This is a genomic window from Halobellus captivus (assembly GCF_003697845.1).
Lineage (GTDB): Archaea > Halobacteriota > Halobacteria > Halobacteriales > Haloferacaceae > Halorubrum > Halorubrum glutamatedens.
This window is the reverse complement of sequence record NZ_RDQE01000004.1, coordinates 215,084-228,716: the sequence shown is the minus strand read 5'-3', so window position 1 is coordinate 228,716 and position 13,633 is coordinate 215,084. Positions and strand designations below refer to the sequence as shown.

Sequence of the window (13,633 nt, the reverse complement as noted above, 5' to 3'; positions counted from 1 at the left end):
GGGAGGCGAGCACGACGATCGACACGACCGCGACGACGACCGGTCACCGTTCACCGGCGCGCCCGGGAGCGCCCGCCAGGGCGCGACCGGACCGCGAGGGAGGCGGCGGACCGGCGCGGCCGCGGTGCGGTTCCCGCGCCGGTCCGTCCGCCGGGGCTGGGGAGGCGTGGGGTGCGGGGCGGTCCCGCGAGTGAAACGAGCGGGAGTACGGAAGTCGCAGCCCGCGCAGCGAAGCGAGCAGGAACGTCTTCCGGTAGTGCGGTCGGGTGGGATTCAAAGGGGCAGCCGGCTGGGGCCTTGGCGGTGGTTCCCACCGAACCGTCTCCAGCCTTCTCGAGTCACCAACCCCGAGCAGCCAACCCGCCCTACAGCCCCAACTCCCGGCCGAGCACGACGTGTTGGATCTCGCTCGTGCCCTCGCCGATCTCCATGAGCTTCGCGTCGCGGTAGAACCGCTGGGGCGCGAAGTCGGTGGTGTAGCCGTAGCCGCCGAGCGTCTGCACCGCCTCCTCGGCGACCTCGCGGGCCGCCTCGCTGGCGTCGAGCTTCGCGAGCGCCGACTCGCGGGTGACCGGCTCGCCCGCGTCGTACGTCGTCGCCGCCTTGTGGGTCAACAGCCGCGCCCGCTCGATCTGGCGGTACATGTGGACGACCTTATCGCGGATCGCGTCGAACTCCGCGATCGGCCTGCCGAACTGCTCGCGTTCGCCCGCGTACTCCTTCGCGGCCTCGTAGGCACCCTGTGCGAGCCCGACCGACAGTGCGGCGATGGAGATCCGGCCGCCGTCGAGCGTCTTCATCGTCTGTTCCCACCCCTCTCCCTCCTCGCCGAGCAGGCGGTCGGCCGGGATCCGGAGGTCGTCGAACCGGATCTCGCAGGTCGGCGAGCAGTTCAGGCCCATCTTCTCCCAGACCGTGGTGACCTCGAAGCCGTCGTCGTTCCGGGGGTCGACGATGAACGTCGAGATGCCGTCGTAGCCGGCGTCGGGGTCGGTGACCGCCTTCACCAGCACCGAGTTCGCGACGTTGGCGTTCGTGATGAACTGTTTCGTCCCGTTCAGGACGTACTCGTCGGCATCGGCGTCGTACTCGGCGGTCGTCTCCATTCCGGAGGCGTCGGAACCGCTCCCCGGCTCCGTCAGCGCCCACGCGCCGATCCCGTCCCCCTCCGCGAGCGGCCGGAGCCACGCCTCCTTCTGTTCGTCGGTGCCGAACGCCTCGATCGGTTTCGCGCCGAGGGAGGTGTGGGCGGCGTACGAGAGGCCGATCCCGCCCGAGACACGGCCGAGCTCCTCGGTCACCAGGGCGTACATGAGCTGGTCGCCGCCGAGCCCGCCGTACTCCTCGCTCACCGGGATCCCCATCACGTCGAGGTCGGCGAGCGCCGCGAAGGTCTCCTCCGGGAACCGGTGGTCGTCCTCGATCTCCTGGGCGATCGGCCGGATCTCGGACTCACAGAACTCTCTGACGGTGTCCCTGATCATCCGGTGTTCCGCGGGGGGCTCGAACTCCATGACCGGAGGTTTTCCCGCCGCGAGCATAAACGACACGACGATCTGGATCGATCGGGAGGATCGGGGCGACGAACCGGCACTCCTGCGAGCGCCGGGAGGTCCTCGATGACGAGCCGCGTGCGCGAGTCGCTCGCGATCCTTTATCCGTCGCCGGCGCGTGGACCGGTACGTATGGAGTTCCGCCGACTCGTCAGGGGGACCGCGAGCTGGCCCGAGCTGGAGGGGGTCGTCCGCGAGTTGGCGGACCGGTACGACCGCGACCGCGTGCGCGTCGAGTTCCTCGACGCGGACAACTGGCTCTCGATCCCGTTCGTGCTCGACGACGACCTCTTCGTGAAGGTGATCACGCGCCAGAACACGCTCGTCCACACGCTCTTCACCACCGGCCGGAACCTGGGGGCCTTCTCGGCCGGCACCGAGGGCTTCTTCGAGCGCCACGAGACGCCCTACGAGATGGCCCGCCACGAGCTGGAGGCCACCCGGAAGGTCCGGGAGATCGGCGTGAACGCCCCCGAGCCGATCGAGGCGTTCGAGGTGGACGGGTTCGGGGTTCTCGTGTTGGAGTATCTGCCCGAGTTCCGCACGCTGGACGAGATCGACCACGAACGGGAGCGTGAGCTCGCGCCGGAGCTGTTCGAGACCCTGCGGCGGATCCACGACGCCGGGCTCGCTCACGGGGACGTGCGCGCGGAGAACGTCCTAGTCCTCGACGGGGAGATCTACGTGATCGACGCGACGAACGTGAGCGAGAACGGTCGAACGGACGCCCGGTCGTACGACCTCGCCAGCGCGCTCGCCGCCCTGGAACCCCTCATCGGCGCACCGGCCGCGATCGACGCGGCGCTCGCGAGCTACGACCCCGCCGAACTGCTCGCGGCCCGCCGGTTCCTGGACTTCGTCGCGATCCGCCCGGACCACGACTTCGACGCCGCCGAACTCAAGGGGGAGATCGAGAAGCGCGCGACCGCCGACGGGGAGACCGAGGGGGCCACGGGAAGCGGAGCCGACGCCGGGACGGGGGCCCCTTCGGAGGCCGACCGCTCGACGTAGTCATCCGACCGCGTCGACCGACGGAGGTCACGCCTCGAGCGACTCCCGTAGCGCGTCCGCGACGCGCTCGAGCGGAGGAGCGCTCAGCGGATCGGCGGCGACGACCCGCTCTCGCGGGCGGCCGACCGGCCGGTCGACCCGTTCGGTCTCGACGAGTCCGGCGTCGATCAGCCGACGCTTGATCCGGGTAAACGTGGAGGGGCTCCCGAGTCCGGCGTCCTCACAGGCGCGTCGGAGCGTGTGATCGTGCGTTCCGTGGCGCGCGCCGACCGCGTACGCGCGGGTTCGCGGGCCGACGGTGTCGTCTCCGGCGAGGTCGGGACCCGGATCGAGCAGCCGGACGACGTCCTCCGCGACCGCCTCGCCGCACCGTTCCCGGAACGCGCCGTACACGCGATGACGACTCGGGGTCCGGAGCCGATGTTCGTCGGCGTTCGCGAGGATCGGCTCGTATCGGTCCCGAAGCGTCCGATCGTCTCCGAGGCGGTGCCATCGCGCCGCGTCTCCGTCTCCCTCGCCGTCTCCGTCCCTCTCGGGGTCTCCCTGACCGCCGACGAGAACACAGCCCGCCACGTCGCCGGCGAGGACGGCGTTCGCCTGTGGTCGCGTGAGGGTCCGGAGCCGGATCGCGCCCGCGTCCACCAGCGCCGCGAGGCGACTCGCGTCGTGAAAGCCGTCAGTGACCGACTCGAACGTAGCGACGGTCACGAGTACCGTGAGCGAGGGCAGTTCCGCCGGCGTCGCGGACGCGTCTCGCCTCCCGACGGCGGCCGCTCGAAGCGCCGGGAAGTCGGGATCGACGAGATCCGGGGCCGCCTCGCGGTACGCTCCGACGACCGCCGACAGCAAGGGAGGTTCCGGATCGACGAGCAGCGGGTCCGCGAACGACCCGATCGACAGCGAACCCTCCGCGGTCGGGATCGCCGGATCGGGGGACATGGCTCACCGTTCGCGGCGACCGGATTAACTGTTTAGGCGCGGCGGTGGTGCCGGAGATCGCGACGGCGACGGGACGCGGGTCGTCGCGTCGCGTCGAACGGATCGGAGCCGCCTCGCCGCTACTCCTGGACGTAGACGGCACCCTTCATCCCCACCGCCTCGTGGGGCGTACAGACGTACGTGTGGACGCCTGACTCCTCGAAGGTGTACTCGAAGGTGTGGCCCGAGTCGCCGACCGTCTCGCTCTCGAAGGCGTCGTCGGAGTGTGAGACGTTGTGGTCGCCGCCCTCGCCGGTCCACTCCCAGACGACCGTCGTGCCGGGGGTGACCGCCACCGCCGCCGGGCCGAACGAGAGGCCGTCCGCCGCTCCGACCTCGACGGACACCTCGTCGGCGTCGGTCCGGTCCACGGTGCCTTCGTAGTTGCCCACGCCGTCGAACCAGCCGTCGTAGTTCGGCTCCTCCGAGAGGTACTCCGCGTCGCCGCCGGAGTCGCCGCCCCCGTCGGAGCCGCTTCCGCCATCGCTCCCGGAATCGCCTCCGTCGCTTTCGGAGTCGCCTCCGCCGCTCCCGCCGCCGTCTCCGCCGGATTCACCGCTGGCCCCGCCGCCGGAACAGCCGGCGAGAAGCGTCGAGACGCCGATCGTCGCGGTGGTTCCGATGAACGTCCGTCGGTCGAGCGTGTCGTGACTCATACGGACCCACGTAGATCGCGAGGGGAGATATTCCCCGTGAGAGTTCCCGTGGAATGGGCCGGTCGACCGAACAGTTCGGGTCGAAGGGGAAAAAGGGAGGACGCGGCGGAACGCGAGCGACGGGCGACCCGTGGCGTCGACGGCGCTCGCGTCCGGACGCTCAGGCCTCGAGGAAGCCGCCGGCTTCGAGCGCCGACTCCACGTCGGCGTCGTCGTGGACGACCGCGGACACCGCGCTCGCGATCCCCGCGGGGTCGTCGTGCTGGAAGATCGACCGCCCCATCGAGACGCCGGCGGCGTCGCCGTCCATCGCGCCGCGGACCATCTCGACGGTCTCCCGGTCCGTTCCCTTCGAGCCGCCGGCGATGACGACCGGGAGCCTGGTCGACTCGGTGACGCGTCCGAAGGAGTCGCCGTCGCCGGAGTAGCCGGTCTTGACCACGTCGGCGCCGAGCTCCTCGGCGAGCCGGACGGCGTGGCCGAGCGACTCGGGATCCGTGCTGTCGACGCCGGGGCCGCGCGCGTACGCCATCGCGAGTACGGGAAGCCCGAGCCGCGAGGCGTCCTCGGAGAGCTCGGCCAGCTCCTCGATCTGGTCGGGTTCGTAGTCGGACCCGACGTTGATGTGGAACGAGACCGCGTCAGCGCCGGCACGGACCGCGGCCTCCGCGCTCGCGGTGACGCGTTTGTCCTGCTCGTCGGGACCGATCGTCGTCGAGGCGTTGGCGTGAACGATGTATCCCGCGCCGTTCTTGTTGTCGTGGACGCGCGGGGCGATCCCCTTCTGGGTGAGCACCGCGTCCGCGCCACCCCGAGTGACGCCGTCTATCGTCGACTCGATGTCGACGAGTCCCTTCACCGCGCCCATGGTGATCCCGTGGTCCATCGGGACGATGAGGTATCGATCGTTCGTGGAGATCCGGTCGAGTCGTGCCGAGAGTCCTGCTGTCATTGTGGATCGCTCTTATGTGACCCTGTGTCAAAGGGAGGTAAGTCGGTTTCGTTCCGGGACGTATTGGCTTGGATCCGCATCCCGGACCCTCGCAGTCATGCGGTGCGGGTCGAAGGGATCACCCCACCACGGTCCGACGCGGCTCCGCCGCCGCGGATCAGCGCGACTCCGCGGCCTCCGTCCGCGCCGCGTAGCCGCGCTCGGCACCCGCCTTCAGCTCCCGCGAGAGCGACTCGAGCCGGTCGGCGACCGCCTCCGTCGACAGGTCCGCTTCGACGCCCTCGGCGACGATGTCGACGAGCGCCGAGCCGACGATGATCCCGTCCGCACCCCCCGCGACGATCCGTTCGGCGTGCTCGCCCGTGGAGATCCCGAACCCGACCGCCTTCGGCACGTCGTACTCGCGGAGGCGGTCGAGGCTCTCGGTCGTGCTGTCGGCCACGTCGCTCTTCGCGCCGGTCGTCCCGAGGCGCGCCTGGACGTAGACGTACCCCGAGACCCGGCTCATGATGCGCTCGAGCCGGTCGCCCGTGGTCGTCGGTGCGACGATGAACACGAGATCGAGCCCGAACTCGTCGCAGGCCTCCCGCAGCGGGTCGGCCTCCTCGGCCGGGAGGTCGGGGACGACGAACCCCTCCAAGCCGACCTCGGCGGCCTTCTCGACGAAGTCTCGGGGGCCGTCGCCGTCCCCATACTGGTAGATCAGGTTGTAGTACGTCATACACACGAGCGGCGCCTCGACGTCGAGGTCCTCGACGAACGCGAAGAAGCGGTCTGGCGTCATTCCGCCCTCGAGCGAGCGCACGACCGCGCCCTGGATCGTCGGTCCCTCGGCGATCGGCTCGGAGAAGGGGAGTCCCAGTTCGATGACGTCGGCCCCGCCGCGGTCGAGCGCCTCGACGTACTCGAGCGAGGCGTCGTAGTCAGGGTCGCCGACCGCGAGGTACGGGACGTAGGCGGGACCGTCCGCGAACGCCGCCGCGAGCGCCTCGCTGTTGCCGGTCGCGGGCATCTCAGATCCCCCCCGTGAACATCGACATGTCGGGTGCACCCGCGACGTCTCGCTTGTCGGTCTCCTCGATGGCGGCGTCGAGGTCCTTGTCGCCGCGGCCGGAGACGGTCACGACCACGCGCTCGCCGAGGTCGGCGGCGTGCTCCTCGAGGTAGCCGAACGCGTGGGCAGTCTCCAGCGCGGGGATGATCCCCTCGGTGTTCGAGAGGCGGTGAAAGCCCTCGAGGGCGTCGTCGTCGTCGACCGCGACCGGCGTGACCCGCCCCTCGTCGACGAGGTACGCGAGTTCGGGGCCGACGCCGGCGTAGTCGAGCCCGGAGGAGACCGAGTGGCTCTCCATGATCTGGCCGTCGGAGTCCTGGAGCAGCTTGGTGCGCGCGCCGTGGAGCACGCCCTCCTCGCCGGCGAAGAGCGACGCGGAGTTGGGCGCGACGCCCGCCTCCTCGTCGACCTCAAGCGTGGAGCCGCCCGCCTCGATCGCGTGGAGCGCGACGGATTCGTCGTCGACGAACGCCGCGAACGACCCCATCGTGTTGGAGCCGCCGCCGGCGCAGGCGACCACGTCGGTCGGGAGGTCGCCCGTCTTCTCGATCGACTGCGCGCGCGCCTCCTCGGAGATGACCGCCTGGAAGTCCCGGACCATCACCGGGAAGGGGTGCGGGCCGACGACCGACCCGATCACGTAGTGGGTGTTCTCGACGGTGGTCGCCCAGTCGCGCATCGTCTCGGAGATGGCCTCCTTGAGCGTTCCGCGGCCCGCGGTGACCGGGTTCACCTCCGCGCCGTTGAGCTTCATCCGGAAGACGTTGGGGCGCTGGCGGTTGATGTCGCGCTCGCCCATGTAGATCTCACAGGGCACGTCGAGGTGGGCCGCGGCCATCGCGGTCGCGGTGCCGTGCTGGCCCGCGCCCGTCTCCGCGACGATCCGCTCCTTGCCCATGTACTTCGCGAGCAGCACCTGGCCGAGGGCGTTGTTCAGCTTGTGTGCGCCGCCGTGAAGGAGGTCCTCGCGTTTGAGGTACACCTCCCGGTCGTAACGCTCGGAGAGCCGCTCGGCGCGCTGGAGCGGCGTCGGCCGGCCGCCGAAGTCGGCGAGTCGCTCGCGGAACTCGTCCATGAAGCCGTCCTCGTTCTCCAGGACGTAGCGCTCGTAGGCGTCGGTCAACTCCTCGATGGCGGGCATCAGCGCCTCGGGGACGTACTGGCCGCCGTAGCGGCCGAACTTCCCGTCGTCGCGGCCGCGCCGTCGGCCGGGGCGACGCGAGAGCTCGGCCGCGTCGGTCGTCGTGGGTTCGGTCTCGCTCATGTACGTGTCCCCGGGGCGTCGTCAGTGGAGTGGGTGTCGGTTTCCGCCCGGGTCAGCGCCAGCGTGTTCGCCTCGACGTCGCCGTCCATGATCGCGCTCCCGACGAGCAGCGCGTCCGCGCCCGCCGCCCGCATCCGGCGCGCGTCCGCTGGCGTCGCGATCCCGCTTTCGGCGATCAGCGTGGCGTCATCGGGGACCTCCGGCGCGACCGACTCGAAGGTCCCGAGGTCGACGTCCAGCCTCGCGAGGTCGCGGTTGTTCACGCCGATGGTCGTCGCGCCCGCGTCGACGGCGGCGGCGAGCTCCTCCCGGTCGTGGACCTCCACGAGGACCTGGAAGCCGCGGTCGCGGGCGGCCGCGAGCAGTTCGGGGAGGTCGTCGCCGACGAACCGGGCGATGAGCAGCACCACGTCGCTCTCGACGTCGTCAAGCTGGGACTCCGCCACGAGGAAGTCCTTCCGGAGGACCGGCACGTCGACCGCCTCGCGAATGCGCTCGAGCGTCTCCGTGCTCCCGCCGAAGTGCTCCGGCTCGGTGAGCACGCTCAACGCGGCCGCGCCGCCGGCGACCATCGATTCGGCCAGCTCGACCGGGTCGTCCTTCCGGGTTCCCTCCGTGGTCGGACTCGTCGGCTTGACCTCGGCGATCACGGGAACGCGACCGTCGGCCTCCGAGCGCTCGAAGGCCGCGCGGAGGTCACGCGGATCGGCGGCGACGCGGTCCCTCCCGGCCCCTCCGGCCACCTCGTCGTCTCGCCCATCCGTCCCGTCGTCTCGCCCGTTCGCTTCGTCGTCCCGTCCGCCCGCACCCGCTCGATCGCGGGCCGCAGCCAGGATCGACCGTACCGCCGGATCCAACTCCGCCGTATCGTTCATTACTGTACACTAATGAACGTATCTGTACATAAGACTTGCGGGGACGGGTTCCCGACGACGAAGCGCCTCGGTCGGTTTAACCGTCGCGGGCGCACACCGGGACGTATGTCCACGACCGGTACCTCCGGGGTTTTCGCGCGCGAGTACGACGCGATCGGGCGAGCGGTCGAGGCGGGCTTCGCCGGCGGGAAGCTGATCGCGGTGTCGTTCCCCGATCGGGTCCCCGAGGACGCCGAGGACGATCACCCGGTTCTCGACCGGATCGGCGACCACCTCGCGGCGGGCGACGAGCGGTTCGACGACGTCGAGATCGGGCTCACCGTCCCGACCGACGAGCGACGGGTGCTCGAGGCGCTCCGCGAGCTCCCCGTCGGGGAGTCCTCGTCCGTGAGTCGGCTCACGCGACTGGCCGGACTCGACGACAACGACGCCGAGGACCTCGAGCTGGTGACGCGGGCGCTCCGCGAGAACCCGCTCCCGATCGTCCTCCCGGACCACCGCGTGGAGGGGGGCCCGTACGCGACCCCCGGGGAAGTCCGGACGACGCTCCGGCGGGTCGAGGGGTTGTAGTCGGCGGGACGGACGTGCGGTCGCAGCGGATGATAGCGGCCTGTAGTCACGGCGGACGATTGCGGGGTGCGGTCGTGACCGTATCGACCTCGTCGCCCGCTGCGGCAGCCGTCCCCTCAACAGCCGACGACCGGGTCCGCCTCCTCGCCCTCGGAGAGCGGCTTCTCCTCCTCGCCGACGACCGGCGTCGCGTCGCTCGCGGGGCTCGCGTCCACTGCACACCAGGCGTTCCCGCGACGCCCGACCCGGCGGAGGTCGAGACTGACGACGTCCCCGAGGTCGACCTCGTCGAGCAAGTCCTCGAGCTCCTCGCCATCGCATTCGACCACGTGAAACGTGCTGTTCCGGGAGGGATCCCGGACCGTCATCGCGTCGTGGTCGTTCCGTACCCTGACGACGACGTACCTGCCGCTCCGTTTCATAATGTGTTAACATGCGAAACTAGCGGCAATAAATGTTGGGTACGAAAGCACCGGAGCCACACGATCGGCTCGGGTTCGACGACGGGCGTGGACGGGGGAGAGGAGGGGCCGGTCCAGTGCGGTAGGTGGGGAAAGGAGGTCTCGACCCGGAGGAGGAGGCGGACGGGGAAGGGCGGACAAAGTATACGGTCCTCCGGTCTGGAGTACCCGTATGGACGACGCCGGGGCCGACGGCCGGCACGCGGGGGAGCCGTCCGGCGGCGGGGAGACGATCGATCCGCCGGAGGCGTTCCGTGAATCGGCCGCCGTCGCCGACGCCGACGTGTACGACTCGTTCGCGGCCGACTGGCCCGACGCGTGGCGGGCGGCCGCCGACCTGCTGGAGTGGGACCGCTACCCCGAGACGGTGCTCGACGACGGCGATCCCCCCTTCTACGAGTGGTTCCCCGACGGCCGGCTCAACGCCTCGGTCAACTGTCTCGACCGCCACCTCGCGGAGCGGCGCAACCAGCTGGCGATCCGCTGGTTCGGCAAGCGCGGCGAGCGCCGGTCGTACACCTACGCGGACCTCCATCGCGAGGTGAACGCCGCCGCCGCGGGGCTCCGGGAGTTGGGCGTCGGCGAGGACGACGTGGTCACCCTCTACCTTCCGATGATCCCGGAGCTGTCGATCGTCATGCTCGCGTGCGCGCGAATCGGCGCGCCCCACAACGTCGTCTTCGCCGGACTCTCGGCCGAGGCGCTCGCGACGCGGATGAACTCGGCCGACTCCGGATACCTGATCACCTGTGACGGCTACTACCGGCGGGAGGACGCGTTCAACCAGAAGTCCCGCGCGGACAACGCCCGACTCCGGGCCGACGCCGACCTCGCGGCGACGGTCGTCGTTGACCGCCTCGGCGACGAGTTCGAGATTCCCCTCGGCGAGAACGAACACGACTACGGGACGCTGATCGGAGAACACGAGGGCGAGACGGTGGAGCCGGTCGCCCGCGACGCGACCGACCTGCTCTTCGTGATGTACACCTCGGGAACCACCGGGCGACCGAAGGGTGTCGAGCACGCCACGGGCGGCTATCTCTCGCACGTGACGTGGACGACCCGGAACGTCCTGGACGTCCGACCGGACGACACCTACTGGTGTGCCGCCGACATCGGCTGGATCACCGGCCACTCCTACGGGGTGTACGGCCCGCTCTCGGTCGGGACGACGACGGTGCTCTACGAGGGATCGCCCGACTACCCCGACCGCGACCGCGTGTGGGACCTGATCGAACGCAACGCGGTCAGCGTCTTCTACACCTCTCCCACCGCGATCCGCTCGTTCATGAAGTGGGGGGTGGAGTACCCGGAAGCACACGACCTCTCATCGATCCGGCTGCTCGGAACCGTCGGCGAGTCGATCACGCCGAAGGCGTGGCGGTGGTACCGCGAGCACGTCGGCGGGGGCGACGTCCCCGTCGTCGACACCTGGTGGCAGACGGAGACCGGCGCGATCACGCTGGCGACGCTGCCGGGCGTCACGCCGATGAAGCCCGGGAGGGTCGGCCCGCCGCTGCCGGGGATCGACGCCCGCGTCGTCGACCGCGACGGCGACCCCGTCGAGCCGGGCGAGACCGGCTATCTGACGCTCGCGTCGCCGTGGCCCGGCATGCTCCGCGGACTGCGCGAGGGCGACGAGCGGTACCGGCGGGAGTACTGGGTCGAAAGCGAGGACGGGTGGCGCTACCGCACCGGCGACGGCGCGACCGTCGACGAGGACGGCTACGTGACGATCCTGGGTCGCGTCGACGACGTGATCAACGTCCGGGCCCATCGCTTCAACACCGCCGAACTGGAGTCGGCTATCGTCGCCGTCGACGGCGTCACCGAGGCGGCGGTCGTCGGCGACGACGACGGAGGCGTCGTGGCGTACGTGACGACCCGAGGCGACGTGGACCCCGACGCCGCCCTCCGGGAGGCGATCACGGCGGAGGTCGCCGGCATCGTCGCCGAGGTCGCCCGGCCCGACCGGATCGTCTTCACCCCCGAGCTCCCGAAGACCCGGTCCGGCAAGATCATGCGTCGACTGCTGGAGGACATCGCCCGCGGCGAGGAGTTCGGGGACGTGAGCGCGCTGCGGAACCCCGAGGTCGTCGGCGAGATCGAGTCCACCGTCCGCGACGAGGAGTGATTTCGCGCATATCGTGAAAGCCGAAACGAGACGCAGAAGCGTCACCCCTTCCTGGGGAACACCGATCGAAGCGGCGTCGGATCCACGTTCATCGGCCACGAACCGACCGGTTACCGCAAGAACCTAGTTTCGGGAACTTAGGGATATACGAAACGGATGGCCGACCCGATCCCCTCCGAGGCGTACGACGCGCTGGTGACGGCGGCGGAGACGCATCGGGCGGCTATCGTCGTTCGGCTCGCGGGGGAGGCCGGCCTCCGGACCGCCGAGGTAACGCGTGTTAGGCCTCGAGACCGGCGAGAATCCGAGTCCGTTCCGGGAACCTTCCTGCTCGCGGTCCCGGCGGCGGAGGGTTCGGGCGGCACGGCCGGAGACGACGAACCCGGAAGCGACCCGCACGACGGACGGATCGACCGCGAGACCGTGATCCCGGCGTCCCTTTCCGCGGCGCTTCGACGGTACGCCGAAAGCGAGGGACTCGACCCCGGCGAGCCGTTCGTGGACGTCTCCGCGCGCCGCGTCCAGATGCTGGTACGCGAGACCGCCGAGCGGGCCGGCGAGCGTCGGAACGACCCGTCCCTGGCGTCGGTCACGCCCCGGGATCTGCGGCGCGTCTTCGCCCGACGGCTGCTCGTCGACCGGGGGGTCGACCCGCACGTGGTCCGCGAGGCGGGCGGGTGGAGGACGATGGACGCGTTGGATCCCCACCTGGACCCGCTCGACGGGGAGGCGATCGCCGCGGCGGTCGCCGGGGGCGATCGAGTTTCCGGGGCCGACCGGATCGATGGGAGCGCTCGGATCGACGGCGACGAAGGGTCGCGCGCCGATCGATCCGGATTCAGCGGGGAATCCCCGCTCCTCGCCGCATTCGAGACGATCGTGGACGCTCCCGGCGGAGAGGCGTCGTTCGAGGCGGTCGTCGAGCGGGTGACCGACGGGGAACGCTGGCGGGGGGCGTGCGTCGTCCGCGGCCGATCGACGGGAGGACGGAGCGACGACTTCCTCGCGGCTGCCGGGGACGTGGAGTCGAGCTCGGTTCCGGCGGCGGTGACCGTGCCGGCCGAGACGGACGGCTCGGATCCGCCGTGGAACGCGACGATCGCGGATCGGGAGGGGACGACCGCCGATGCCGTCGAGCCGGTCGTCGACGAGGAGGGGGATACGGAGGGAGACGAAGCGGCCTGGATCGCGGCCCCGATCGCGTATCGCGGGACCGCCTACGGAACGCTGTGTCTCCTCGCAGCCGGCGCGCCGGTGACGCCGGCGGAACGACGGACGGTCGGGGCGCTCGGACGCTGTCTCGGCTGGGCGGTCGCGGCCGGGCGGTGGCGGGAACTGCTCCACTCGGACGCGGTCACGGAAGTCGAGTTCCGCACGTCGTCGTCGGCAGCGTTCCTCGCGTCGACGAGCGCCACGCTCGACTGCCGGATCGAGCTCGAGTCGACGGTCGCGGTCTCGGAGGCGGCCTCCCGGTGGTATCTCCACGTGACGAGAGCCGGTACCCGGGCGGTCGCCGACGCGGTCGAGGGAACGACGGGCGCGTCGGAGATACGGGTGATCGAGACCCGCGAGGACGGGTGTTCCGTGTCGGTCCGGGTGACCGGCGGGTCGTTCGTCCGGGCGTTGACCGAACGCGGCGCGGCGGTCGACGACGCGATCGCGACCGAGGGGGAGCTCCGGGTCGTCGCGGACCTCCCTGACGGCACCGACGTTCGCCGGATCGCGGACGGGCTCCGGGAGTCGTTCCCGGACGCGCGGCTGGTAAGCAAGGAGTCGGTTGCGCGTTCGCCCCGGACCGAGTCGGCGTTACGCGAGGGCGTCGCCGACCGGCTCACCGATCGCCAGTGGGCGACGCTGTCGGCCGCGTATCACAGCGGCTACTTCGACTGGCCCCGGAGGAGCACGGCCGAGGAGGTCGCGGACGCCATGGACGTCTCCTCGCCGACGTTCCACAACCACCTCCGGAAGGCGGAGCGGGCCCTGCTCGAGACGCTGTTCGAGGAGCGCGACGTACGGGACCGCGCGTGAACCGCTCCGGTTTCGAGCCCGCGTTCTCGTCCGTATCCTTCACGATTTTTCGTATTTAGGGTGGTTGTTTATGTAGGCCCTTTCGGAGTATACGATC

General features: G+C 70.5%; 11 protein-coding genes and 1 pseudogene. 4 read left to right on the top strand and 8 right to left on the bottom strand.

All coding sequences use genetic code 11. The features are described 5' to 3' along the window. Nucleotides 1-365 precede the first annotated feature (365 nt). Nucleotides 366-1,514: an acyl-CoA dehydrogenase family protein gene (locus tag EAO78_RS06555; RefSeq protein ID WP_122105040.1), complete on the bottom strand. Its 1,149-nt coding sequence runs from the start codon at nucleotides 1,512-1,514 to the stop codon at nucleotides 366-368. 171 nt (nucleotides 1,515-1,685) lie between these two features. Here EAO78_RS06555 and EAO78_RS06550 point away from each other — a divergent pair. Beyond that, nucleotides 1,686-2,477 (top strand): annotated as a pseudogene (locus tag EAO78_RS06550) (RIO1 family regulatory kinase/ATPase domain-containing protein); the annotation flags it as partial. A gap of 114 nt (nucleotides 2,478-2,591) precedes the next feature. Here the strand turns inward: EAO78_RS06550 and EAO78_RS06545 are convergent. The 6 genes from EAO78_RS06545 to trpC all read right to left on the bottom strand — a co-directional run bounded on the left by EAO78_RS06545 (nucleotide 2,592) and on the right by trpC (nucleotide 8,343). Then, nucleotides 2,592-3,503 carry a transcriptional regulator TbsP domain-containing protein gene (locus tag EAO78_RS06545; protein WP_122105038.1) on the bottom strand — a complete coding sequence of 304 codons (912 nt, stop codon included), beginning with the start codon at nucleotides 3,501-3,503 and terminating at the stop codon, nucleotides 2,592-2,594. A gap of 119 nt (nucleotides 3,504-3,622) precedes the next feature. Then, a complete protein-coding gene (locus tag EAO78_RS06540) occupies nucleotides 3,623-4,198 on the bottom strand; it encodes a halocyanin domain-containing protein (RefSeq protein WP_122105037.1) in 576 nt (191 codons plus the stop codon). 160 nt (nucleotides 4,199-4,358) lie between these two features. Beyond that, nucleotides 4,359-5,150: a 2-amino-3,7-dideoxy-D-threo-hept-6-ulosonate synthase gene (locus EAO78_RS06535; RefSeq protein WP_122105036.1), complete on the bottom strand. Its 792-nt coding sequence runs from the start codon at nucleotides 5,148-5,150 to the stop codon at nucleotides 4,359-4,361. Between the two features lie 157 nt (nucleotides 5,151-5,307). Beyond that, nucleotides 5,308-6,162, bottom strand: coding sequence for a tryptophan synthase subunit alpha (gene trpA, locus EAO78_RS06530; protein WP_122105035.1), 855 nt, complete (start codon nucleotides 6,160-6,162; stop codon nucleotides 5,308-5,310). 1 nt (nucleotide 6,163) lies between these two features. Continuing rightward, nucleotides 6,164-7,468, bottom strand: a complete 1,305-nt coding sequence (trpB, locus tag EAO78_RS06525) for a tryptophan synthase subunit beta (RefSeq protein WP_122105034.1) — start codon at nucleotides 7,466-7,468, stop codon at nucleotides 6,164-6,166. Next, nucleotides 7,465-8,343 carry an indole-3-glycerol phosphate synthase gene (trpC, locus tag EAO78_RS06520; RefSeq protein WP_122105033.1) on the bottom strand — a complete coding sequence of 293 codons (879 nt, stop codon included), beginning with the start codon at nucleotides 8,341-8,343 and terminating at the stop codon, nucleotides 7,465-7,467. The genes trpB and trpC overlap by 4 nt, the downstream gene beginning before the upstream one ends. Before the next feature lie 105 nt (nucleotides 8,344-8,448). Between trpC and EAO78_RS06515 the strand changes: the two genes are divergently transcribed. Beyond that, nucleotides 8,449-8,913 carry an MGMT family protein gene (locus EAO78_RS06515; RefSeq protein ID WP_122105032.1) on the top strand — a complete coding sequence of 155 codons (465 nt, stop codon included), beginning with the start codon at nucleotides 8,449-8,451 and terminating at the stop codon, nucleotides 8,911-8,913. Nucleotides 8,914-9,029: 116 nt separating this feature from the next. On the opposite strand, the gene EAO78_RS06510 is transcribed toward EAO78_RS06515, so the two are convergent. Continuing rightward, nucleotides 9,030-9,335, bottom strand: coding sequence for a hypothetical protein (locus tag EAO78_RS06510; RefSeq protein WP_343032406.1), 306 nt, complete (start codon nucleotides 9,333-9,335; stop codon nucleotides 9,030-9,032). Nucleotides 9,336-9,546: 211 nt separating this feature from the next. Here EAO78_RS06510 and acs point away from each other — a divergent pair, with 211 nt between their 5' ends. Beyond that, complete coding sequence (gene acs / locus EAO78_RS06505; protein ID WP_122105031.1) at nucleotides 9,547-11,508, top strand: acetate--CoA ligase; 1,962 nt, start codon at nucleotides 9,547-9,549, stop codon at nucleotides 11,506-11,508. Between the two features lie 156 nt (nucleotides 11,509-11,664). After that, complete coding sequence (locus tag EAO78_RS06500) at nucleotides 11,665-13,536, top strand: bacterio-opsin activator domain-containing protein (RefSeq protein WP_122105030.1); 1,872 nt, start codon at nucleotides 11,665-11,667, stop codon at nucleotides 13,534-13,536. Nucleotides 13,537-13,633 lie beyond the last annotated feature (97 nt).

Bases quoted from the DNA above. Each gene is read 5' to 3' on its own strand.
- EAO78_RS06555 (WP_122105040.1), bottom strand. From the start codon at position 1,514: ATGGAGTTCGAGCCCCCCGCGGAACACCGGATGATCAGGGACACCGTC.
- EAO78_RS06545 (WP_122105038.1), bottom strand. From the start codon at position 3,503: ATGTCCCCCGATCCGGCGATCCCGACCGCGGAGGGTTCGCTGTCGATC.
- EAO78_RS06540 (WP_122105037.1), bottom strand. From the start codon at position 4,198: ATGAGTCACGACACGCTCGACCGACGGACGTTCATCGGAACCACCGCG.
- EAO78_RS06535 (WP_122105036.1), bottom strand. From the start codon at position 5,150: ATGACAGCAGGACTCTCGGCACGACTCGACCGGATCTCCACGAACGAT.
- trpA (WP_122105035.1), bottom strand. From the start codon at position 6,162: ATGCCCGCGACCGGCAACAGCGAGGCGCTCGCGGCGGCGTTCGCGGAC.
- trpB (WP_122105034.1), bottom strand. From the start codon at position 7,468: ATGAGCGAGACCGAACCCACGACGACCGACGCGGCCGAGCTCTCGCGT.
- trpC (WP_122105033.1), bottom strand. From the start codon at position 8,343: ATGAACGATACGGCGGAGTTGGATCCGGCGGTACGGTCGATCCTGGCT.
- EAO78_RS06515 (WP_122105032.1), top strand. From the start codon at position 8,449: ATGTCCACGACCGGTACCTCCGGGGTTTTCGCGCGCGAGTACGACGCG.
- EAO78_RS06510 (WP_343032406.1), bottom strand. From the start codon at position 9,335: ATGAAACGGAGCGGCAGGTACGTCGTCGTCAGGGTACGGAACGACCAC.
- acs (WP_122105031.1), top strand. From the start codon at position 9,547: ATGGACGACGCCGGGGCCGACGGCCGGCACGCGGGGGAGCCGTCCGGC.
- EAO78_RS06500 (WP_122105030.1), top strand. From the start codon at position 11,665: ATGGCCGACCCGATCCCCTCCGAGGCGTACGACGCGCTGGTGACGGCG.